The 22,933-nt window shown below is 73.9% G+C and carries 17 protein-coding genes; 10 read left to right on the top strand and 7 right to left on the bottom strand.

The genetic code is table 11. The features are described 5' to 3' along the window. The first annotated feature begins 23 nt into the window (after positions 1–23). Both brnQ and AXF14_RS12615 read left to right on the top strand, forming a co-directional pair. Entirely contained in the window at positions 24–1,427 is a 1,404-nt protein-coding gene (gene brnQ, locus AXF14_RS12620; RefSeq protein ID WP_067943724.1) for a branched-chain amino acid transport system II carrier protein, read from the top strand. A gap of 154 nt (positions 1,428–1,581) precedes the next feature. After that, entirely contained in the window at positions 1,582–3,084 is a 1,503-nt protein-coding gene (locus AXF14_RS12615) for an MFS transporter (RefSeq protein ID WP_084355577.1), read from the top strand. Between the two features lie 24 nt (positions 3,085–3,108). On the opposite strand, the gene AXF14_RS12610 is transcribed toward AXF14_RS12615, so the two are convergent. Both AXF14_RS12610 and AXF14_RS12605 read right to left on the bottom strand, forming a co-directional pair. Beyond that, a complete protein-coding gene (locus AXF14_RS12610) occupies positions 3,109–3,717 on the bottom strand; it encodes a class I SAM-dependent methyltransferase (RefSeq protein ID WP_067943723.1) in 609 nt (202 codons plus the stop codon). A gap of 25 nt (positions 3,718–3,742) precedes the next feature. Next, positions 3,743–5,197 (bottom strand): MFS transporter, encoded by a 1,455-nt coding sequence (locus AXF14_RS12605; protein ID WP_236755682.1) that lies wholly within the window; start codon positions 5,195–5,197, stop codon positions 3,743–3,745. A gap of 377 nt (positions 5,198–5,574) precedes the next feature. Between AXF14_RS12605 and hflX the strand changes: the two genes are divergently transcribed. Beyond that, complete coding sequence (gene hflX / locus AXF14_RS12600; protein ID WP_067944448.1) at positions 5,575–7,125, top strand: GTPase HflX; 1,551 nt, start codon at positions 5,575–5,577, stop codon at positions 7,123–7,125. A gap of 148 nt (positions 7,126–7,273) precedes the next feature. Next, a complete protein-coding gene (locus tag AXF14_RS12595) occupies positions 7,274–9,184 on the top strand; it encodes an ATP-dependent DNA helicase (RefSeq protein ID WP_084355723.1) in 1,911 nt (636 codons plus the stop codon). Positions 9,185–9,316: 132 nt separating this feature from the next. Here the strand turns inward: AXF14_RS12595 and AXF14_RS12590 are convergent, their stop codons facing one another. Next, complete coding sequence (locus AXF14_RS12590) at positions 9,317–11,482, bottom strand: glycoside hydrolase family 3 protein (RefSeq protein WP_084355576.1); 2,166 nt, start codon at positions 11,480–11,482, stop codon at positions 9,317–9,319. Between the two features lie 426 nt (positions 11,483–11,908). Between AXF14_RS12590 and AXF14_RS12585 the strand changes: the two genes are divergently transcribed. Further along, a complete protein-coding gene (locus AXF14_RS12585) occupies positions 11,909–12,913 on the top strand; it encodes an L-lactate dehydrogenase (RefSeq protein ID WP_067943722.1) in 1,005 nt (334 codons plus the stop codon). 143 nt (positions 12,914–13,056) lie between these two features. On the opposite strand, the gene lexA is transcribed toward AXF14_RS12585, so the two are convergent. Next, the gene (gene lexA / locus AXF14_RS12580; protein WP_067943720.1) at positions 13,057–13,827 is read right to left on the bottom strand and encodes a transcriptional repressor LexA; all 771 of its coding nucleotides are present in this window, start codon (positions 13,825–13,827) and stop codon (positions 13,057–13,059) included. A 210-nt stretch (positions 13,828–14,037) separates the two neighbouring features. On the opposite strand from lexA, the gene AXF14_RS14605 reads away from it, so the two are divergent. Next, positions 14,038–14,733: a LysM peptidoglycan-binding domain-containing protein gene (locus tag AXF14_RS14605; protein WP_067943718.1), complete on the top strand. Its 696-nt coding sequence runs from the start codon at positions 14,038–14,040 to the stop codon at positions 14,731–14,733. 85 nt (positions 14,734–14,818) lie between these two features. Next, positions 14,819–15,289, top strand: coding sequence for a transcriptional regulator NrdR (gene nrdR / locus AXF14_RS12570; protein ID WP_067943715.1), 471 nt, complete (start codon positions 14,819–14,821; stop codon positions 15,287–15,289). Between the two features lie 137 nt (positions 15,290–15,426). On the opposite strand, the gene AXF14_RS12565 is transcribed toward nrdR, so the two are convergent. The 3 genes from AXF14_RS12565 to AXF14_RS12555 form a co-directional block, all read right to left on the bottom strand. Further along, positions 15,427–16,566: a glycosyltransferase family 4 protein gene (locus AXF14_RS12565; RefSeq protein WP_067943714.1), complete on the bottom strand. Its 1,140-nt coding sequence runs from the start codon at positions 16,564–16,566 to the stop codon at positions 15,427–15,429. A gap of 22 nt (positions 16,567–16,588) precedes the next feature. After that, positions 16,589–17,935 (bottom strand): cytochrome P450, encoded by a 1,347-nt coding sequence (locus AXF14_RS12560; RefSeq protein WP_084355575.1) that lies wholly within the window; start codon positions 17,933–17,935, stop codon positions 16,589–16,591. A 255-nt stretch (positions 17,936–18,190) separates the two neighbouring features. Further along, positions 18,191–18,931 carry an IclR family transcriptional regulator gene (locus AXF14_RS12555; RefSeq protein ID WP_067943713.1) on the bottom strand — a complete coding sequence of 247 codons (741 nt, stop codon included), beginning with the start codon at positions 18,929–18,931 and terminating at the stop codon, positions 18,191–18,193. Between the two features lie 296 nt (positions 18,932–19,227). Between AXF14_RS12555 and leuC the strand changes: the two genes are divergently transcribed. The 3 genes from leuC to murA all read left to right on the top strand — a co-directional run bounded on the left by leuC (position 19,228) and on the right by murA (position 22,928). Beyond that, positions 19,228–20,649, top strand: coding sequence for a 3-isopropylmalate dehydratase large subunit (gene leuC, locus AXF14_RS12550; protein WP_067943711.1), 1,422 nt, complete (start codon positions 19,228–19,230; stop codon positions 20,647–20,649). A gap of 22 nt (positions 20,650–20,671) precedes the next feature. Further along, positions 20,672–21,343: a 3-isopropylmalate dehydratase small subunit gene (gene leuD, locus AXF14_RS12545; protein ID WP_067943710.1), complete on the top strand. Its 672-nt coding sequence runs from the start codon at positions 20,672–20,674 to the stop codon at positions 21,341–21,343. 262 nt (positions 21,344–21,605) lie between these two features. Next, positions 21,606–22,928: a UDP-N-acetylglucosamine 1-carboxyvinyltransferase gene (murA, locus tag AXF14_RS12540; protein ID WP_067943708.1), complete on the top strand. Its 1,323-nt coding sequence runs from the start codon at positions 21,606–21,608 to the stop codon at positions 22,926–22,928. Positions 22,929–22,933: the final 5 nt, after the last annotated feature.

Below are 22,933 nucleotides of genomic sequence, written 5' to 3'. Positions count from 1 at the left end.
GCCCTCCCCGACCCCGAGCCTCCATGACCTCCCACACCCACGCCGCCCGCCCCGGGAGGACCTCCCACGGCGGCACCCTCACCACGGGCCTCATGCTCTTCGCCCTCTTCTTCGGAGCGGGCAACCTCATCTTCCCGCCCGTCCTCGGAGCCTCCGCCGGCGACCACCTGCCCGCGGTCCTGGCGGGCTTCCTCGCGACCGGCGTCCTCCTGCCGCTGCTCGCCGTCATCGCGGTGTGCACCTCCGGCGAGGGGATCCTCGGGCTCGCGCGGCGCGTCGGTCCGCGCTTCGGCGTCGTCATGCCGCTCGCCGTCTACCTCGCGCTCGGCCCCCTCTACGCCGCGCCCCGCGTCGCGACCGTCTCCTACGAGCTCGCCACGCGCCCCGTCCTCGCACTCCTCGGCGTCGACCCCGGCGGATGGGCCCTGCCGGTCCACAGCCTCGTCTTCTACGGCCTCACCATCGCCGTCGCGCTGAGCCCCACGGGCCTCGCCGACCGGATCGGACGGTGGCTCACCCCGGCCCTCCTCGTGCTCCTCGCCGTGCTGTGCGCCGTCACCATCCACGGCCAGGCCGTCGTCGACCGCGCTCCGGTCCCGGAGTACGCCGCCTCGCCGGTCGACACCGGCCTCACCCAGGGCTACCTCACGATGGACGTCCTGGCCGCCAGCGTCTTCGGCATCGTCGTCATCTCCGCGCTGCGCGAGCAGGGCCGCTCCTCCCAGGGCGAGGTGGCCCGGTCCGCGAGCCTCGCCGGCCTGCTCGCAGCCGTCCTCCTCGCCGCCGTCTACGTCGGCCTCGCCCTCATCGGGCGGCGCACCCCCGGCTCCGATCCCTCCGACGGCACCGCCCTCCTGCGCACCGCCTCCCAGGCCTCTCTCGGCAGCACGGGCGTCGTCGTCTTCGCCGCGATCGTCGTGCTCGCCTGCCTCACGACCTCCGTCGGGCTGCTGTCCTCCTGGGCCGGCTACGCCTCGACGGCCTGGCCGCGCACCGGCTACCGCCCCCAGCTCCTCGGCGCCACCGCGGTCTCCTTCGCCCTGGCGCTCCTGGGGCTCCAGACGATCCTCACGATCGTCTCGCCGTTGACGCTCCTGCTGTACCCGGTGGCCATCACTCTCGTCGCCGTCACCCTGGTCGACGCCGCCGCCCCCGGGCACCTGTGCACGACCTACGTGTGGCCGGTCGTCTGCGCCGGGTTCCTCGGCGCGGTCTCCGCGCTGAGCGACCTCGGCCTGCACGCGCCGAGCGACCTCCTGGCCGCCACGGGCCTCTGGAACGACCAGACGGGCTGGATCGTCCCGACGCTCGTCGTCGGCGCCGTCGCGCTCGTCGTGGACGTGCGCGCCGGGCGCTGGAGCACGCCCGCCTCCGACCTGTCGGGCGCGGACGGCGACGTCGCCCGCGCCGTCGCCGGCATGGACTGACTGATCTGCGGCGGCGGGGCCTTGGGCGGACTGCTCCGGCCGCACGCTCCGCCTCCGCCCGCGCCGCTCGGTCCCGTCCGGGGCTGCGCCGGGTCGCCGATCTCACCACGGTGCGCCCGGGGCCCCGGACACGGCGAGGCATAGCCTGCGACTCGTGCCCACGCCCCCTCAGCCCCAGCCCGCGGCCTCCCGCGACGTCGCCATGACCGGCGAGCAGAAGCGCGTCCTCACGGTGCTCCTCATCCCGACCTTCGTCGCGCTGCTGGCCGTCTCCAGCATCAACGTCGTCCTGCCGACGCTGCGCACGGACCTGCACGCCTCCACCGCGGGCATCCAGTGGATCATCTCCGGCTACACGCTGGTCTTCGGGATCCTCCTCGTGCCCGCGGGACGCGCCGGCGACGTCGTCGGCCGCGCCAGGCTCTTCGTCATCGGCCTCACCCTGTTCGGGCTCGGCTCCCTGGGCGCCGGCCTGGCGCCCTCGATCCTCCTGCTCAACATGGCGCGCGTCGTCATGGGCATCGGCTCGGGGCTCCTCAACCCGCAGGTCACCGGCATGATCCAGCGGTACTACCACGGCGTCGTCCGCGGCAAGGCCTTCGGCATGTTCGGAGGCGTCGTCGGCGTGTCGGTCGCCTTCGGGCCGGTGCTCGCCGGGCTCCTCGTCCAGGTCCTCGGCACCGACTGGGGCTGGCGCACGAGCTTCCTCTTCAACGTGCCCATCGCGCTGGGTGGTGCCTGGGCCGCCTGGAAGGTGCTCCCGTCCAGCGCCTGGACCGGGACCGCTGAGGCGCCCGAGCCCGGCAGCCCCCGGCGCCGCCGCCTCGACCTCGACCCGGTCGGCATGGTGCTGCTCGGGGTCACCATCCTCCTCGTCCTCATGCCCTTCATCGGGACCTCGGACAGCGTCCTGCGCTGGCTCGCCCTGCCCGCCGCCGGGCTCCTCCTGCTCGGCTGGGTCCTGTGGGAGCGCGCCTACGAGCGCCGCGGCCGCGAGCCCATGGTGGCGCTCGAGCTCTTCACCGAGAAGTCCTTCGCCAACGGCACCCTCCTCATCGCCCTGTACTTCATGGGCTCGACCTCCGTGTGGCTCGTCATCGCCCAGTACCTCCAGAACGGCCTCGGCGACTCCGCACTCAAGTCCGGACTCATGGGCATCCCGGCCGCGGTCGCGGGCGCCGTCATCTCCCCGCTGCTCGGGCGGCACGTCCTGCGCCTCGGCCGCCCTATGGTCATGTGGGGCATGGTCGGCGTCGCCCTCGGCGTCCTCTCGACCGCCTGGGTGGTGCACATGGTCGACACGGCCGGCTGGAGCCAGTGGTGGATGCTCGCCTCCACCTTCGTCATCGGTGCCGCCGGCGCCTTCGTCGTCTCCCCGAACCAGACGCTCACCCTCGTCGACGTGCCGCTGCGGTACGCGGGCGCCGCGGGCGGCGTCATGCAGACCGGTCAGCGCATCGGGACGGCCGTCGGCGTCGCCGCCATCACGAACCTCATGTACTCCGTGCTCCCGGGCAACGGCTGGGCGAGGGCCTTCATCGGCTCCTTCGAGCTCATCGCCGTCATCATGCTGCTCGCCGCCCTCGTGGCGCTCGTCGACATCCTCGCGGCGCGGCGCGACCGCCGTCGCCCCCGCATCCCCGCGCCGGGGGAGTGAGCCTGGGCCGGGACCGCGGCCCCGTCAGCGGGTGACGCGCAGGACGCGGAAGCCCTTGGAGGAGGCCGCCCTCTCCACCTGGTAGCCCTGGGTGCCGAGCCAGGTGGTGAGCGAGTCCGCCCCGAGGTTCTTCCCGACGACGAGCCAGGCCTCGCCGTCCTCGGCGAGCAGCGGCAGCCAGTCCAGCATGAGCCGGTGGAGGGCCTCCTTGCCGACGCGCACCGGCGGGTTCGACCAGATGAGGTCGAGGCGCTGCCCCGACTCGCGCAGCTCGGTCAGGAGGGCCCCGGCCTCGACGGCGCGCACCGTCTTGTGCCCGGCGTCGGCGGCGTTGCGCGCGGCCAGCACGAGGGAGCGCTCGTTGACGTCCGTGGCGAGGACCGTCGCCGCCGGAGCGGCGTCGGCCAGCGCCAGGGCGATCGGGCCCCAGCCGCAGCCCAGGTCGAGGAGGGTGCCGGACTCGGGCGGCTCGGGGACGTGGCCGAGCAGGACCTGCGTGCCCTTGTCGAGGCGATCCGCGGAGAAGACGCCCGAAGCCGTCGTCACCCGGTGCTCGCGCCCGCGGATCTCGAAGACGTGGCTGCGCTCCTCGGCGGGCGTCGCGGGGGAGGCGGTGAAGTAGTGCTCGCTCACGGCGCCAGGCTAGCGGTCGCTCCGCTCAGGCGGCGCGCCGCGCCAGCAGCGGCGTGACCGCGAGGGCCGCCGTGAGGGCGAGGACCGTCGGCACGACGATCCCCGCCTGGACCCCCGCCGACGTCGGCGCCACGAGGCTCGTCACCAGGGTGCCGAGCGCGGCGCCGCCCGCGTTCACCGCCACCGTCACAGACGTGGCCGCGGCCGCCTGGGAGATCCCGTCCGCGGGGTTGCCGAGCTCGGCCGGGTCCGTGACGCAGCGGATGATCGTGTCCTGGTGCGTGAGACCCATGCCGAGGCCCGCCAGCCCCCAACCCGCGTGCAGCCCCCACCACGGGACGAGCCCACCGAGGGCCCCGGCGCTGAGCGCACCGCCGACGGCGAAGAGCAGCCCGCCCGCGCTCGTGCGCGCGAGGTAGGCGCGGCGCTCGCGGGCCGGGTGCGCCCCGCAGTGCAGGGCGACGGCGCTCCACAGCACGCCCGCAGTCGTGAGCGCCCATCCCAGCGACCCGGCCGACAGGCGGAGGACGTCGTGCCCGGCGGGGGAGACGAGGAAGTCGAGCGCGAAGTAGGCGCCGCACACCCAGGCGAGCGTCGCGATCGCCGTCGGCCGTCCCGGGACCAGCCGTGCGACGCCACGGGGCAGCACCCGCAGGCAGGCCCAGGCGACGGCCGCGAGCCCCACCGGCCCGGCGACCGCGAAGCCGACCGTCCCGGCCGGCACGAGCCCGATGACGGCGACGCCGGCCGCCATGACGATCGCGGGCACGACGGGCGGTCGCGCCTCGCCGTCGTCGGTGACCCTCAGCCCGTGGATCTCGCACGCCATGACGAGACGTGCCGCCACGAGGACGGGGACGTAGACGACGAGCGCCCACCGCCAGCCCCAGGCGGCGGAGACGCCGGCCGCGTAGACCGGGCCGACGAGCGAGGAGACGATCCACGTCGCCGAGGACGCCGCGAGGAACAGGCGCCGCCAGGCCTCGGGCAGTCCCGCGACGAGGACGCCGGCCGTCACGGTCGCGAGCGCCCCGGAGGCCAGGCCGCGCACCACCTCTCCGGCGACGTACACGGCGACGACCGGAGCGGTCGCCCCGAGAATGGCGCCGACGACGAGGACCGCGGTGAGCACGGTCATGAGCCGGTCGGCGCGCCAGCGGGCGAGCATCGCGCCGCCCAGCGGCATCGTGAGGAAGGTCGGCACCATCGCGGCGCCGGTGATGAGCCCGTAGTGGGCCCGCGCGCCGAGGTCGGTGGCGACGAGGGGAAGGACCGTCTGGTTGAGGTAGGTCTGCATCCCGGCGAGCAGCTCGACGACGAGCATCGCGAGGGCGAGGTGGCCGAGCGGGGTGGTGAGGACGGCGCGCACCGAGACAGCTGGGGCGGTGGTGCCCGCGGGGCAGGAGCGGCCCTCGACGGGCTCGCCGTCGGTGGTTGCGCCGCTGCCCTCGGCCCGCGCCTGATCGTCCCCGCTGCTCACGCCGTGAGCGTACCGGTGCGGGCCCTGGGGACGGGCGCTGGCCCGGGCCGGGCGCCGGCGCTACCATCCCCCTCATGTGGATCCTCCGTATGCGCTGAGCCGGTGACGGCCCGCGCCGCCCCCTGACACCACGCCCGGCACCGACCGGGCGGGTCCGTCGAGCCTCGCTCCGGACCCCCGCACGCATACGCAAAGGAACTTTCTTGGCCCACGCCCACCGCACCCCCGCCCGTGTCCGCCACGACTCCGAGCCCGAGGGCATCGCCCCCGACGCCGCCGACGAGGACCTCCCGCAGGACCCCGACCAGTCCGCCGACGACGCCACCGCTGAGGACGGCGCGACCAGCGGCGAGCACGACGCCGCCCCGTCAGCCCCGGTGCCGAGCCCCGAGGACATCGTCAGCCGCATCCTGTCGCGCACCGGCACGGCCCTGGCCTCCACGGCCGGCGAGCACGAGCGCCGCGACGTCGTCGACGCCGGCGCCCTCGAGCGGGAGGCCCGCGCCGGCACCCGACGCGTCGCCAGCCTGTCCACCGAGCTCGAGGACGTCTCCGAGGTCGAGTACCGCCAGATCCGCCTCGAGAAGGTCGTCCTCGTCGGCCTCGAGCTCCCGACCGCCCACGCCGGCACCACCGGCCCCGCCGGGGCCCGCCACGGCAGCGCCGTCGAGCTCGCCGACGCCCAGGACGCCGAGACGAGCCTGGCCGAGCTCGCCGCGCTCGCGGAGACCGCCGGCTCCCAGGTCCTCGACGCCCTCATCCAGAAGCGCGACCACCCCGACCCCGCCACCTACCTCGGCTCCGGCAAGGCCAAGGAGCTCGCCGAGATGGTCTCCGCCCACGGCGCGGACACCGTCATCGTCGACGGCGAGCTCGCCCCCTCCCAGCGCCGAGCCCTCGAGGACGTCGTCAAGGTCAAGGTCGTCGACCGCACCGCCCTCATCCTCGACATCTTCGCCCAGCACGCGAAGTCCCGGGAGGGCAAGGCCCAGGTCGAGCTGGCCCAGCTCGAGTACCTCCTGCCGCGCCTGCGCGGCTGGGGCGACTCCATGTCCCGTCAGGCCGGCGGCCGCGTCGCCGGCGGTCAGGGCATCGGCTCGCGCGGCCCCGGTGAGACGAAGATCGAGCTCGACCGCCGCCGCATCCGCGACCGCATGGCCAAGCTCCGCCGCGAGATCAAGGCGATGGCCCCCTCCCGTGAGGTCAAGCGCGGCTCGCGCCGCCGCGGCCCCATCCCCTCGGTCGCCATCGCCGGGTACACGAACGCCGGCAAGTCCTCCCTCATGAACCGGCTCACCGACGCCGGCCTCATGGTCCAGGACGCTCTCTTCGCCACCCTCGACCCGACGGTGCGCAAGGCCGAGACCTCCGACGGCCGCGTCTACACGCTCACCGACACGGTCGGCTTCGTCCGCAACCTGCCCCACGAGCTCATCGAGGCCTTCCGCTCCACGCTGGAGGAGGTCGCCGGCGCGGACCTCGTCCTCCACGTCGTCGACGCCGCCCACCCCGACCCGCTCAGCCAGGTCGCCGCCGTGCGCGAGGTGCTGGCCGACATCCCCGGGGCGCTGGACGTCCCCGAGCTCATCGTCCTCAACAAGGCCGACCTCGCCGACCCCGTCACGCTCGCCGCCCTGCGCACCCGCCTGCCCGGCGCCCTCACCGTGTCGGCGTACACGGGGGAGGGCCTGGACGAGCTGCGCGCCCGGATCGACGAGATGCTGCCCCGGCCGGACGTCCAGGTCGACGTCGTGGTCCCGTACTCGCGCGGCGACCTCGTCTCGCGCGTCCACGCCGACGGGGAGATCGACGCCGTCGAGTACGTCGAGGCCGGCACGCGCGTGCGGGCCCGCGTCGACGCGCCGCTCGCCGCCGAGCTCGAGGCCGCCGACGTCGCCGGCGGCTCCGACGACGAGACGCGGGCCTGAGCCCGTGGCGACCAAGAGCCGGCCCGTGGGCAGCTCCTCCGGCCGCGTCAGCGGCGGCGGGAAGGACACCGAGCTCGAGCGCGCCGAGGCGGCCCTCGCCGAGGCCGTCTCCCGCCTCGGCGGCGCCCCCCGCGAGGGCCAGCTCGAGATGGTCCGCCGCGTCTCCGACGCCGTCGGGACCGGCAGCCACCTCCTCGTCCAGGCCGGCACGGGCACCGGCAAGTCGCTCGGCTACCTCGTGCCCTCGATGGTCCACGCCGTCGACGCCGAGGAGCGCACCGTCGTCTCCACCGCGACCCTCGCCCTCCAGCGGCAGGTCCTCACCAAGGACGCGCCGCTCGCCGCCGACGCCGTCGAGGCCGTCACCGGGAAGCGCCCCACCGTCGCCCTGCTCAAGGGCTGGCAGAACTACGTCTGCAAGCACCGCGTCGACGGCGGCTACCCGGCCGACGACGCCGACGCCCTCTTCTCCGCCTCCGACGCCACCACCCGCAAGCGCGTCGGCGAGGCCACCACCGCCACCCTCGGCGAGCAGGTCGTCCGCCTGCGCGAGTGGGCCGCCGAGACCACGACCGGCGACCGCGACGACCTCGTCCCCGGCGTCTCGGACCGCGCCTGGGCCCAGGTCTCCGTGTCCAAGGCCGAGTGCCTCGGCTCCTCGTGCCCCTTCCACGACGAGTGCTTCCCCGAGCTCGCCCGCGCCGCCGCCGCGGAGGCCGACCTGGTCGTCACCAACCACGCCATGCTCGGCATCGCCGCCGCCGGCAACCCGAACGTCCTGCCCGAGCACGACGTCCTCGTCGTCGACGAGGCCCACGAGCTCGCCGACCGGGTCCGCTCCCAGGGCACGGTGTCGCTGTCGGCCTCCGCCGTCGCCCGCGTCGCCTCCACGGTGCGCCGCGACGCCGGTGTCGTCGCCACCGAGCTCGAGTCCGCCGGGCAGTCCCTCCAGCTGGCACTGGCCGACCTGCCCGACGGCCGCCTCGCCGAGGGCCTGCCGCCCGCCCTGCGCGACGCCCTCGTCCTGCTCGACACCGCCGGACGCCAGGTCGCGAGCGACGTCCGGGAGGCCGCCAAGGCCAAGAAGGGAGACTCCGCCGACTCAGCCGGAGCCGTCGCCCTCGCCCGCACCGCCATCGGGGACATGGTCGACGCCGTCGAGCGCATGACCTCCGACTCCGTGGGGAAGCACCGCGACGTCGCCTGGATCGAGCGGCCCCGCATGGGGCAGGAGCCGCCGCGGCTCACGCTCGCCCCCATCGACGTCGCCGGCTCGGTGGCGGACACGCTCCTGGCGGACCGCGCCGCCGTCCTCACCTCCGCCACCCTGGCGCTGGGCGGCTCCTTCGACTCCATGGTCCACGCCCTGGGGCTCACGCTCTCGGACGCGCCCTGGGACGGCATCGACGTCGGCACGCCCTTCGACTACGCGCGCCAGGGGATCCTCTACACGCCGACCCACCTGCCCAAGCCCGGCTTCGGGATCTCCGAGGCGGCCCTCGACGAGGTCCTCGCCCTGGCCGAGGCCTCCCAGGGAGGCATGCTCGGCCTCTTCTCCTCGCGCCGCGCCGCCGAGGACGCCGCCGAGCTTCTGCGCAAGGCCACCGACCTCACCGTCTACGCCCAGGGGGAGGACCAGCTGCCCACGCTCGTCGAGGCCTTCGCCGCCGACGAGAACGCCTGCCTCGTCGGGACCCTGTCCCTGTGGCAGGGGGTGGACGTGCCCGGGAGGACCTGCCGCCTCGTCGTCATCGACCGCATCCCCTTCCCGCGCCCCGACGACCCCGTCGCGCAGGCGCGCTCCGAGGCGGTCGCCGCCGCGGGCGGCAACGGCTTCATGAGCGTCTCGGCGACCCACGCCGCGCTGCTGCTCGCCCAGGGCGCCGGACGGCTGGTCCGCCGCGCGGACGACCGCGGCGTCGTCGCCGTCCTCGACCCGCGGCTGCGCACCGCCCGCTACGGCTCCTTCCTGGCCCGTTCCATGCCGGCTCTGTGGCCCACCCGGGACCAGGACACGGTCCTCGCAGCCCTGGGGCGCCTCGCGCAGTCGGAGCACTGAACGGGCCGGCGCACGGGTGCCTCAGGGGCCCCGGTGCGCGTCCCGCCCCCACGACGGGCGAGCGGCCCCGTCGCGGTGAAGCACCGCGACGGGGCCGCTCGCCCCGGGAGGCAGGACTCGTCAGCCCCTCTCTCAGCCCTTCGAGTGCCCCTTGCCGGGGTTCGTCTGGCAGGTGCCCTTGTCCTTGTCCCGGCCGTTGCCCCGGTCGTGGCCCAGCCCGTTCGAGCCGGGCGCGCACACGGTCGGGTAGGTGAGGCCGAAGCCGGTCTCCTCGAGGGTCCCGGCGCCGTCAGCGGTGGGGACGCGGACCGGGAGGAGCCCGGTGGGCGCCTGCCCGGCGATGACGTGGGCGGCTGCCCCCAGGGCGACCTCGGTCGTCGAGTAGGCGTTGAGGACGGCGACACCCGCGGCGCCCCCGCTCGCCCTCCTCGCCGTGGCCGACGCCGTGCGGGTGCCGTCGTCGGCCACGGTGACGACGCAGGTCCCCTCGGCGCTCGCGGGCACGGGCTCGACGAGGGCGTTGACGTCGTAGGGGTTGCGGGTCGCGACGACGACGAGCGGCGTGCCGAGCTCGGCCAGGGCGTCGACGAGCGCGGCCTGGGTCGAGTCCGGCGCCATCGAGTAGGTCGGCACGATGATCGCGTCAGCGCCCGCCGAGCGCGCCTGCGCGACGGCGCGGTCGACCTCCTCCTGCGTCGGGTCGGCCTGCGCGTCGGAGGTCGCGAAGTGCGTCACCTGGAAGCCGAGTGACGTCAGCTGGGACTCGAGGACCTCCGGAGCGGCGAAGGAGGAGCCGACGAGGAAGAGGCTCGGCTGCTCCTCGGCGCTGAGCGGGAGGACGGCGTCGGCGTCGTTGCGGGTCATCGTGATGGCGGCGTCGGCGATGGCGGCGGCCGTGGCCCGGTGCTCGTCCGAGCCGACCGTCGTCGAGACGGTCCGGGCGCACGTGGGCTCGGTGTCGAGCACGCCGCGGCGGGCCTTCCACTCCAGGATCCGCAGGACGGACTCGTCGACCCGCTCGGCGCTCACGGTGCCGTCGGCGAGGGCGGCGGTCATCGCGGCGATGACGGCGGGGGCGTCGTAGGTGTTGAGGAGGACGTCGCTGCCGGCCGTGAAGGCCGCGACGGCGACGCGCCCGCGGATCGGGGCGAGGAAGGACTTCAGCTCGGCGGAGGCCTTCGTGTAGGAGTCCTCGGCGGTCGGGTCCCTCTCCGCGTCGGACTTCGCGGCGTCCTCCGCGTCCTTGAGCTCCTGGTAGCGGGTCCTCTCCTCCTCGGTCATGACGGAGAGCTGGGCGCCCTCCATGTCCATGGCGTCGGTGGTGACCAGGCCCGTGTATCCGAGCTCGCCGCGCAGGAGGTCGGTGAGGACCTTGCTGGACACGGTGGCCGGGCGGTCCGGGTCGATGGCGTCGACGATGATGTGCGCCGTCATGATCATGTCGGCGCCGGCCGCGATGGCGGAGCGGAACGGGATGAGGTGCCGGTCGAGGGTCGCCCGGTCGTAGGTGACGGTGGGCAGCCCGGTGTGGGAGTCGGTGTCCGTGTCCCCGTGTCCGGGGAAGTGCTTGGCGACGGCGGAGACGCCCTGGTCCTGGATGCCGGTGATCTGGGCGGCGCCGAGGGCGCCGACGGCGTCGGGGTCGTCGCCCATCGAGCGCACGCCGATGACGGGGTTGGCGGCGTTGGTGTTGACGTCGACGTCGGGGGCGAAGTCGACGTTGACGCCGAGCGCCTTGAGCTCGGAGCCCAGCAGCGCGCCCTGCTCGTAGGCGAGGTCGGTCGAGCCGGTGGCGCCGAGGGCCATGTTGCCGGGGACCTCGGTGCCCGGGGCGCGGACCCGGGCGACGAGGCCGCCCTCCTGGTCCATGGTGATCGCGAGGGGGACCCGTGCGCCGTTGTCGCGGGCGGCGTCCTGAAGGCCGTTCGACAGGGCGGCGACCTGCTCGAGGTCGGTGGGGGAGGTGGTGACGTTGTGCGACCAGTTGAAGTAGAGGACGCCGCCGAGGTGGAACTTCCTCACGGCCTGGGCGGGGGTGGAGACGTCGGTGCCGAAGACGTCCTGGTTCTGCTCCGCGTAGGTCGCGTCGTCGGCGGAGGCTCCGTAGACGTGCGTCCACAGGAGCTGGCCGAGCTTCTCCTCCTGGCTCATGGCGGCGAGCAGGTCGGTGGCGCGCTGGGAGGCGTCGGCCCCGGTGCTCGAGGAGGGGGCGGCGGCCGCGGTCGTCGCGGGGGCTGCGGCCGCGGCCGCGATGACCGCGGCGCTGAGGCGGCCGAACGCGCGTCGTGTGAGGGGCATGTCGTCTCCTTCGGGTTGGCGGGCCGGTGCCGTCGTGCGGCGCCGGGGAGCGCCGACGTCGTCCGTGACGCCGACGTCCTGAACCGTATGGTCCAGGTCACGAGGCTACGAGAATGTAACGACGTGCCACAAGGAGGGGAATTTGTGGCGTCCTGTTTCGCGGGGGTGCGGCCGTGGTGCGCGGAGGAGTCGACGGCGGTGCGACGGGAGGTGGGCTCCCCGGGCCGGCCGCTGCGCGCCGGTCGGGCGACTGACCGATCGGTCACGCGGGACCCTGGGCCCAGGACGTCTGACGAACGTTTGACTCCTCACACGCCAGGTCGGTCGGATCCTTCGAGGCGGCCCCTCAGGGCCGGTGCCTCCGCGTAGACTCCGTCACGGACGAGCACGCGAACGTGCTACCCGATCCCGATACCGGAGGAAACAGTGTCCGAGGCCGCCATCACCAACTCCGCGCAGGGCTCCTACCCCGTCAACCCGGGTGGACGTCCCTCCAAGGTCGCCATCATCGGAGCGGGCGCCGTCGGCTCCACGCTCGCCTACGCGTGCGTCACCAAGGGTGTCGCCCGCGAGATCGTCCTCCAGGACATCGCCAAGGAGAAGGTCGAGGCCGAGGCCCTCGACATCGCCCAGGGCATCCAGTTCACCTCCGCTGGCTCCGTCCAGGGCTCCGACGACCCGGAGATCTGCCGCGACGCGGACGTCATCGCGATCACCGCGGGCGCCAAGCAGAAGCCCGGCCAGTCCCGCCTCGAGCTCGCCGGCGCCACCGTCGGCATCATGGAGAAGATCCTCCCCAAGCTCGTCGAGGTCGCCCCGAACGCCATCTTCATCCTCGTCGCCAACCCCGTCGACGTCGTCACCTACTGCGCCAAGAAGATCACCGGGCTCCCGGACAACCGGATCTTCGGCTCCGGCACGGTTCTCGACACGGCCCGCATGCGCTACCTCGTCTCCCTCGAGACCGGCACCGCCACCCAGAACATCCACGGCTACATCGCTGGCGAGCACGGCGACTCCGAGGTCGCCCTGTGGTCCTCCACCGAGATCGGCGGCGTGCCGATCACGCAGTGGGGCGACACGATCACCGGCGGCCAGTTCGACCAGGCCACCCGCGACCGCATCGCCTCCGACGTCGTCAACTCCGCGTACCGGATCATCGAGGGCAAGGGCGTCACGAACTACGCCGTCGGCCTCGCCGTCCAGCGCATCATCTCCGCGGTCCTCAACGACGAGCAGCGCGTCCTCACCGTCTCGCCGCTCCTGAGCAACTGGCACGGCATCTCCGACGTCTGCATGTCCGTCCCGACGATCGTCGGACGCGACGGCGCCGGTCGTCGCCTCGAGCTCCCGCTCACCCTCGACGAGCGCGACCGGCTCACCGAGTCCGCCACGCGCCTGCGCGAGGCCGCCCGCGGCCTGGGCTACTGAGGCTCCCGCACCGGCGCCGGCCTGAACCGACGTCGGTGCGCGCAGCACCGACCACGACGAAGGAGGCCGGAACCCCATCGGGGTTCCGGCCTCCTTCGTCGCGCTCCGGCTCGTGCCCCGGGAGCGGGGCTCCCGCGGCGGTCTCAGAGCGCCCGGAGCACGGTGACGACCTTGCCCATGATGGTCGCCTCGTCGCCGGGGATCGGCGCGTAGTCGGGGTTGCGGGGGAGGAGCCACTGGTGACCGTCCCTCCGCGAGAGGACCTTGACGGTCGCGGAGGCGCCGTCGACGTCCTCGAGCATCGCGGCGACGACGTCGCCGTTCGAGGCGTCCGCCTGGGCGCGCACGACCACCCAGTCGCCGTCGCAGATGGCGGCGTCGATCATCGAGTCCCCGTGGACCTCGAGCATGAAGAGCTCGCCGTCGCCCGTGAGACGACGGGGCAGGGCCATGACGTCCTCGACGTCCTGCTCGGCGAGGATCGGCGAGCCGGCGGCGATGCGCCCGACGAGCGGGACGGCGACGGCCTCGCCCTCGCCGACGCCGGGCAGCTGCGGGAGGGGCGTTGCCTCGGCGGCGCCGGCGGCGCGGTGGGCGTCGAGGTCGACGACGGCGGCGCTCGGCGCCTCCTCCGCGGAGTCGCCCGGGACGATGACCTCGAGGGCGCGCGGGCGCTTGGGGTCGCGGCGGACGAGCCCGAGGCGCTCGAGCTTGTCCAGCTGGTGCTTGACCGACGAGGGGCTCGTGAGGCCGACCCGGGCGCCGATCTCCCGCATGGAGGGCGGGTAGCCGTGGGTCGTCACCGCCTCGCGCACGGCCTCGTAGACGGCCCGTGCGCGCGCGTCGAGCGCCTGGAGGGCCTGCGCGGCGTCGTCCGTGTCCGTGAGCGGGGTGGTCATGGCGGTGTCCTCCATCCGGGGCCGGTCCGGAGGTTCCGGAGGCCCCTGGTGGTTAAGGGGGCCGAGTTCGTGTCGGTGGCCGGTGGTGGTCTTGACGGGTCAAGCCTACGGGCGATCGACCGAGCGTTCAAACATGTGTTCGAAAACGCTCTGGACGTGTCGACCCCGGACGGATATCGTATCGAACAGGTGTTCGTCGAACACGTGTTCCCCAGGAGGATTCCCATGAGTGCTCTCGCTGCCACCCCCGCGCCCCGCCTTCGCGCCGTCCCCGCGGCCTCCCGTCCGGGCCGCGCCGGCTCCCCGCGCCGCCCGCGCCTCCGCCTCGTGACGCCCGGCTTCGTCCCCGAGCCGCGTCGCAACGCCGCCGTCGAGCTCCCCGTCGAGCTCACTCGCCGCCCCGCCCTTCCCGTCGCCGCCCGCCCGGCGGACGGCTCCCTCCCGCGCTCGCAGCGCCGCCCGCGCCGCGCGCTGCGGGCCGTCTCGGTCCCGTCGCAGGACGCCGCGGTCGAGGCCCGCGCGCACCAAACGACCGCCCGCACGGAGACGGTCCCCTCCGCTCCGGCCCGCTCGGCGCAGCGCGTCGCTGCGGTCTCCCCGGCCTCCCCGGCCTCCCCGGCCACCGGCCTCGCCGCCCTGCCGGCCGCTGTGCGCCGCGCCATCGTCGCGGGCGCCGTGGTCCTCGCCGCGGTCGCCCTCGCCGCCGTCGGCATCATCGCCTCGGGCGCCGTCCAGTCCGACGCCGCCACCCCCGCCCGCACCGCCGTCGCCACGGTCCAGTCCGGCGAGTCCCTCTGGGACGTCGCCGAGGCCACCGGCACCTCGGACGTGCGCGAGACCATGGCCCAGATCGCCGAGCTCAACTCCCTCGACGGCTCCACCGTCGAGGCCGGCCAGACCCTCGTCGTCCCCGCGCGCTGAGGGGCCGCTCCGACGGCTTGCGGGCCGGGTGGTCCGCGCCTACGCTCCGAGGGACTGACCCCGCATCCCCGGAGAGGACCGACGCGTGCACTGTCCCTTCTGCCGCTATGACGGCTCGCGCGTCGTGGACTCACGCACCTCCGAGGACGGCCTGTCCATCCGACGCCGCCGGGAGTGCCCCCAGTGCGGGCGCCGCTTCACCACCACCGAGACGGCCAGCCTCTCCGTGCGCAAGCGCTCCGGAGCCGTCGAGCCCTTCTCCCGGGACAAGGTGATCGTCGGCGTGCGCCGCGCCTGCCAGGGCCGACCCGTCTCGGACGACGACCTCGCCTTCCTCGCGCACACGGTCGAGGAGACCATCCGCTCCAACGGCCAGGCCATCATCGACTCCCACGACGTCGGCCTCGCGATCCTCGGCCCCCTGCGGGACCTCGACGAGATCGCCTACCTGCGCTTCGCCTCCGTCTACTCCGACTTCGGCTCGCTGGACGACTTCGAGAAGGCCATCACCGAGCTGCGCGCCGCCCACGCCGACAAGGGCGCCAGCGAGGCCTGAGCCCCCTCCGGCGCACCCGGGACGGCCCGCACGGGTCGTGCGCGTACCGCGGCGGCGCAGCATCCGCGGACCCAACGAGCGCACCGGTTCAGCGGGCGCTCTGCCTGAGCGGTTGCCCAGCCGGAGATCAGTCCGCCTCAGCGGGCGTCGATCGTCTTCACGAGGCTCTCCACGAGCCCCGGCCACGTCCACTCCGCCTCCATGAGCTCCCGGCCGGCGGCACCCATGCGCTCCCGCTCCTCCGGGTCGGTGAGCAGCCGGACGAGCGCCGCGACGAGCGCGTCCTCGTCCCGACCGTCCACGACGAGGCCCGTGACGCCCTCGGTCACCGTCTCCGGCGCGCCTCCGCTCGTGCCCGCGATGACGGGCACGCCCGCCGCCGAGGCCTCGAGGAAGACGATCCCCAGCCCCTCGACGTCCAGCCCGCCGCCCCGCGTCCGGCAGGGCATCGCGAAGACGTCGCTCATGGCCACGTGCCACGGCAGCTCCTCGTAGGGCACCTTGCCGGTGAGGATGAGGTGGTCGCGCACGGGGGAGCGGCGCTTGAGCTGCGCGAGGTGCTTCGCGTACGGCCCCCCGCCGACGACGACGAGCCGGGCGTCCGGGACCTGCTCGACGACGCGCGGCCAGGCCTCGATGAGCGAGTCCTGCCCCTTGCGCCGCACGAGCCGCGAGACGCACACGGCCGTCGCCGCGTCACCCAGTCCGTAGCGCTCGCGCAGCCGTGTGCGTGCCTCGGAGTCCGGGTGGAAGCGCTCGACGTCGATGCCGCTCGGCAGGCGCAGCGTCCGCGCGCCCGTCGGCATGAAGGGGCGCAGGCGACCCAGCGTGTACTCCGAGATGTAGGTGATGACGTCCGCGCTCGCGAAGATCCGCTCCAGGAGCTGCCTCGCCCCCGGGATCATGGACCAGCCGACCTCGTGCCCGTGCGTCGTCGCGATGACCCGCGTCGCCCCGGCCGCCTTAGCCGCCCTCCCGAGCAGGCCCAGCGGCGCCGCAGCGCCGAACCACACGGTCTCCACGCCGCGCTCATGGATGATCGACTGCATCCGGGCGCGCGCGTCCGGCGTCGGCAGGAGCACGTGCGTGGGCATGCGCACGACCTCGAAGGGGACGGTCGCGTCGTAGGCGGCCGCCGCCTCCGGGCCCTCCGGGGGAGTGGAGCACAGGACGATGAGGTCCTCCGCCGGCAGGCGCCGCGTGTAGTCCTCAAGGTAGGACTGGATCCCGCCCACGACGGGCGGGAAGTCGTTCGTCACCAACAGTGTCGTGCGCATGCCCACGAGTCTACGGGCGCCCTCAGGCGCCGGCCGTCACGCCCTCGCGCCGCGTCCGTACGACCGCCCCTGAACGGGGCATCGTCGGCATCGTCTCCACGTCGACGTCGAGGTCCTTCTCGGAGATCTCGACCTCCGGCAGGCACAGGGCCGCGACCGTCGTCGTGAGCGAGTCGACGACGATGCGCTCGCCCGGGCAGCGGTGGCCGGAGCGGACGTCCGCACCGCCCTGCGGGATGAACGAGGCGTTCGCCTCGGCCTCGGCCTTGGACGTGCCGAGGAAGCGCTCCGGGTCGAAGTCCTCCGGCGCGCTCCAGGACGTCGGGTCCGTGTTGGTGCCGAGCACGTCGAGGACCACGCGGTCTCCGGCGGCGACCTGCTCGCCGTCGACCTCGAAGTCGGTGCGGGCGAAGGCCGGCAGCATCGGCACGAAGGGGGACAGACGTCGCACCTCCTGGGCGACCGCCTGCGCGACGGGACCGTCCGTGAGCGAGCCGCCGTGGGCGAGCGTCTCCTCGCGCACGCGCTCGCGCCACTGCGGGTTCTCGACGAGGTCCTTCGCGGCGAAGGCCGCGAAGCGGGCGACGGCGACGTGCGGCCGGATGCAGTTCTGGAGCTCGAGCCCCGCCGTGCGCGGGTCGAGCAGCGAGCCGTCGGGCTCGCGGTAGACGGCCCACTCGTGCAGGGCGGTGCCCGGTGCGGCCGTGCGACGGCCCGAGCGCTGCTCGCGAATGAGGCGGGCGAACCAGGCGTCGGTGCGGTAGCGGTCCACCCAGGCGCGGGCGTGGTCGAGGTTGAGGTGTCCGAAGCCCTCGACGATATCGCCCAGGCGCTTGGCCTGGACGTCGAGCTCGGAGTCCGGGCCCTCGATCCCGGCCCAGCGCAGCGAGGCGCGCCCGTAGGCGATGACCATCGAGTCGTAGACGCGATCCGGGTACTTGGCCCAGCGGGCGACGGCCTCGCGGACCTCGGCCTCGACGAGCGGCTTGATGCGGTCGACCTGCTCCTGCTCGTAGCACACGGCCACGAAGAGCTCCTTGCGCGCCAGGTGGGCGTCGCCGTCGAGGGAGTGGACCGAGCCCTTGCCGAAGAGCGAGCCCTGGATCGGCCTCGGCATCGCCCCGTGGCGCTCGATGAGCTCCGGGTCGTAGAAGGTCGGGACGGCGCCGGAGCCGCGCAGCGCGTGAGCCTTTCGTCCGAGGAGGCCGAAGCCGAAGGGGCGGTCGTCGTCGGCGCCGGTGCGCTCGGCGCGCAGGGTGGGCAGGAAGCGGTAGCCGAGGCGGAGGAGGGAGATCGTGTCGTCCTCGCCGCGGTGGAAGGGGCAGCCTCCCGTCGTCGAGGTGCTCGGGGAGGTGGTCGTCGTGCTCATGGGGAGCTCCTTCCGTCCGTGCGTTCTCCTCCACGCTACGGTCCCGACGCCGGCCGCGCTCGGCGAGGGGGGCCCTTTCGGCCCAGCGCGCAGCCGGTCGCGTTCCGGTTGACGCGCGGCGCCGACGGTGGCCTCGGCAGCGCGGTGAGCGGCACGTGCCCGACGACGTCGAGAACGCGCGACCGCCCCGGTCGAGCGCGCTGGCTCGACCGGGGCGGTCGGCTGGACGGGCTGGGCGGGGCTGGCCCCGTGTCCTCAGCCCTCCTCGGAGTTGCGGAGAACCTCGCTCAGGCGGCGGGCGGCGGCCATGACGACGGGGCCGTGGACGCGGCCGGGCTGGCGGCCCATGCGCTCGATGGGGCCGGAGATGGACACGGCGGCGATGACCTTGCCGCTCGCCCCGCGCACGGGCGCGGAGACGCTGGCGACGCCGGGCTCGCGCTCGCCGACCGACTGGGCCCAGCCGCGGCGGCGCACGGCGGAGAGCATAGTGGCGTTGAAGCGGGAGCCGATGAGGCCGCGGTGGAGGCGGTCGGGCTCCTCCCAGGCGAGGAGCACCTGGGCGCCGGAGCCGCCGAGCATGGACATGGTGGCGCCCACGGGGATGGAGTCGCGCAGGCCGATGGGGCGCTCGGCGTTCGCCACGCAGATGCGGACGTCGCCCTGCCGGCGGTACAGCTGCGCGGACTCGTGGGTCTTGTCCCGCAGCGCGGCGAGGACGGGACCCGCGGCGGACAGGAGGTGGTCCTCGCCGGCGGCGGTGGCCAGCTCGGACAGGCGCGGCCCCAGGATGAAGCGTCCCTGGGAGTCGCGGGAGACGAGGCGGTGGAACTCCAGGGCGACCGCGATGCGGTGCGCGGTGGGGCGCGCCAGGTGGGTGGAGGCGACCAGCTGGGCCAGGGTGGCGGGCCCTGCCTCCAGCGCGCTCATGACAAGGGCGGCCTTGTCGATGACGCCAACGCCGCTGCTGCTCTCGGTCTCGCTCGAAGCGTCCATACTCTGATATTGCCATCCCACGCAGTGAGATATCAAGTTAGCGTCTCCCCAGAAACGACGTCACCGTGCTTGAAGGAGGCCACGAGTCGGCGAGACCGGGAGCGCCCGCGACGGACGCCGCCCGACCGCGCCCGGATCGTCACACTCCGTCTCACACGTCGACGTCGCCGGCCCGCCCGCAGGCGGCGTCGGTAGCCTCCCCTCCAGCCTCGCGGCCCCCGCCCCAGCGGCGCGGGACGCACGCCGTCTTGCAAGGCCCGCAGCGCGGGCACCCCTCGAAAGAAGGAAGCGAAGCGATGGGACTCACCCTCGCAGAGAAGGTCTGGCGCGACCACGTCGTCTCCCAGGGAACCGACGGTGCCCCCGACCTGCTCTACATCGACCTCCACCTCGTCCACGAGGTCACCAGCCCCCAGGCCTTCGAGGGCCTCCGGCTCGCCGGCCGCAAGGTCCGCCGCCCCGACCTCACCCTCGCCACCGAGGACCACAACACCCCGACGCTCGACATCGACCTCCCGATCGCCGACGTCACCAGCCGCACCCAGATCGAGACCCTGCGCAAGAACTGCGAGGAGTTCGGGGTGCGCATCCACTCCCTCGGCGACGCCGACCAGGGCATCGTCCACGCCGTCGGCCCCCAGCTCGGCCTCACTCAGCCCGGCATGACCGTCGTCTGCGGCGACTCCCACACCTCGACCCACGGAGCCTTCGGCGCCCTCGCCTTCGGGATCGGCACCAGCCAGGTCGAGCACGTCCTGGCCACCCAGACCCTCCAGATGGCCCCCTTCAAGACGATGAGCGTGCGCATCGACGGCGACCTGCCCGCCGGCGCCGGCGCCAAGGACATCATCCTGGCCATCATCGCCAAGATCGGCACCAACGGGGCCCAGGGCCACGTCATCGAGTACCGCGGCCGCGCCATCGAGCAGCTCTCGATGGAGGCCCGCATGACCATCTGCAACATGTCCATCGAGGGCGGCGCACGCGCCGGCATGATCGCCCCCGACGAGACCACCTTCGAGTACCTCAAGGGCCGCCCGCACGCCCCCGAGGGCGAGGACTGGGACGCCGCCGTCGAGTACTGGCGCTCCCTGCGCACCGACGACGACGCCGTCTTCGACGCCGCGGTCGTCCTCGAGGCGAAGGACATCGAGCCCTACGTCACCTGGGGCACCAACCCCGGCCAGGGCCTGCCCATCTCCGGCTCCGTCCCCGTCCCCGAGGAGATCGCCGACGAGACCCAGCGCCTCGCCGCCGAGCGCGCCATCGAGTACATGGGCCTGACGCCCGGCACCCCGCTGCGCGACATCAAGGTCGACACCGTCTTCCTCGGCTCGTGCACGAACGGTCGCATCGAGGACCTGCGCGCCGCCGCCGAGGTCGTCAAGGGCCGCACCAAGGCCGAGGGCCTGCGCATGCTCGTCGTCCCCGCCTCCGCCCGCATCCGCATCCAGGCCGAGGAGGAGGGCCTGGACAGGGTCTTCAAGGACTTCGGCGCCGAGTGGCGCAACGCCGGCTGCTCCATGTGCCTGGCGATGAACCCGGACAAGCTCGCCCCCGGCGAGCGCAGCGCCTCCACCTCGAACCGCAACTTCGAGGGCCGCCAGGGCAAGGGCGGGCGCACCCACCTCGTCTCGCCCGTCGTCGCCGCGGCGACCGCCGTCCGTGGGACGCTGTCCACCCCCGCCGACCTGCCCGCCCGCGAGCCCGCCGCCTGAGCCGGAGAGAAGGAACCCAGTCATGGAGAAGTTCATCCGCCACACCGGCGTCGGCGCGCCGCTGCGCCGCAGCGCCGTCGACACCGACCAGATCATCCCGGCCGTCTACCTCAAGCGCATCACCCGCACCGGCTTCGACGACGCCCTCTTCGCCGCCTGGCGCGCCAACGAGGCCGACTTCATCCTCAACCAGGACGCCTACAAGCGCGCCAGCGTGCTCGTGGCCGGGCCCGACTTCGGCACCGGCTCCTCGCGCGAGCACGCCGTGTGGGCCCTCAAGGACTACGGCTTCAAGGTCGTCCTCGCCCCCCGCTTCGCGGACATCTTCCGCGGCAACGCGGGCAAGCAGGGCCTCGTCGCAGGCGTCATCACCCAGGAGGACGCCGAGCAGCTCTGGAAGATCCTCGAGACCGAGCCCGGTACCGAGGTGACCGTCGACCTCGAGGAGCGCACCGTCTCGGCCGGAGGCTTCCGCACCACCTTCCAGATCGATGACTACGTGCGCTGGACCCTCATGGAGGGCCTCGACGACATCTCTCTGACCCTCCAGCACGAGGACGAGATCGCCGCCTACGAGAAGGCCCGTCCGGCCTTCAAGCCGCGCACCCTGCCAGCCAAGCACCTGCCGCCCGCCGAGGTCGTCCCGGCCCGCGCCGTCGAGCTCGGCACGCCGACGCTCCGCCCGGGAGCCTGAGCCCGCAGCCGCTCGCCAACCGACCGGGCCGACCCGGTCGACGCACCGCCGCCCCGCCGTCGTACGCCGACGGCGGGGCGGCGTCGCACCTGAGGTGCACGCCACGGACCGTTCGCCCACGGCGCGCCGTCCGCCGCCGACACCCGGACCGAGGTCCCCCTATGCTGGGACGGCCCTGGGAACCTGCACCCGGGGCCGCGCGCGGACCGGCACCTGCCGACCCACCCACCCCGCGCGCACCACGGCTCCACGGGAGGTACGCATGGTCGACGGTCTGCTCCAGGTCCAGGGCGGGCGCCCGCTCACCGGTGAGATCACCGTGCGCGGCGCGAAGAACCTCGTCCCCAAGGCCATGGTGGCCGCGCTCCTGGGCACCACGCCCTCCGTGCTGCGCAACGTCCCCGTCATCCGCGACGTCGACGTCGTCTCCGGGCTCCTGTCGCTGCACGGGGTCGAGATCGACTACGACCAGACCGAGGGCGTCCTGCGACTCGACCCCTCCAGCGTCGAGACCGCCCACATGGCCGACATCGACGCCCACGCCGGCTCCTCGCGCATCCCGATCCTCTTCTGCGGCCCGCTCCTGCACCGCCTCGGCGAGGCCTTCATCCCCGACCTCGGCGGCTGCCGCATCGGCGACCGCCCCATCGACTTCCACCTCAACATCCTGCGCCAGTTCGGCGCCACGGTGGACAAGCTCGAGGCCGGCATCCACATCAACGCCCCCACCGGGCTGCGCGGCACCGTCATCGAGCTGCCCTACCCGTCCGTCGGCGCCACGGAGCAGACCCTCCTCACGGCCGTGCGGGCCGAGGGCCTCACCGAGCTGCGCAACGCCGCCGTCGAGCCCGAGATCATGGACCTCGTCGACGTCCTGCAGAAGATGGGCGCGATCATCTCCGTCGACACGGACCGCACCATCCACGTCGAGGGCGTCGACGAGCTCGTCGGCTACAACCACGCCGCCCTCCCGGACCGCATCGAGACCGCGTCCTGGGCCTCCGCGGCCTTGGCCACCCGCGGCGACGTCCTCGTGCGCGGCGCCCACCAGAGCGACATGACGACCTTCCTCAACGTCTTCCGCAAGGTCGGCGGCGCCTTCGACGTGCGCGACGACGGCATCCGCTTCTGGCACCCGGGCGGCGACCTCAAGCCCGCCGTCGTCGAGACCAACGTCCACCCCGGCTTCATGACGGACTGGCAGCAGCCGCTCGTCGTCGCCCTCACCCAGGCCGAGGGCCTCTCGATCGTCCACGAGACGGTCTACGAGAACCGCTTCGGCTTCACCCGGGCCCTCAACAAGATGGGTGCCCAGATCCAGGTCTACCGCGAGTGCCTCGGCGGTACCGCCTGCCGCTTCGGGCAGCGCAACTTCTACCACTCGGCCGTCATCTCGGGCCCGACGCCGCTGCACGGCGCCGACATCGTCGTGCCGGACCTGCGCGGCGGCTTCTCCCACCTCATCGCGGCCCTGGCGGCCGAGGGCACCAGCCGTGTCGAGGGCGTCAACCTCATCGACCGCGGCTACGAGAACTTCATGGGCAAGCTCCAGGCCCTCGACGCGGACGTCACGCGCCTCGCCTGAGCCCT

Origin of the sequence: Actinomyces radicidentis, from assembly GCF_001553565.1 — a bacterium.
Classification (GTDB): Bacteria; Actinomycetota; Actinomycetes; order Actinomycetales; family Actinomycetaceae; genus Actinomyces; species Actinomyces radicidentis.
This window is presented reverse-complemented; position numbering and strand designations above follow the sequence as displayed.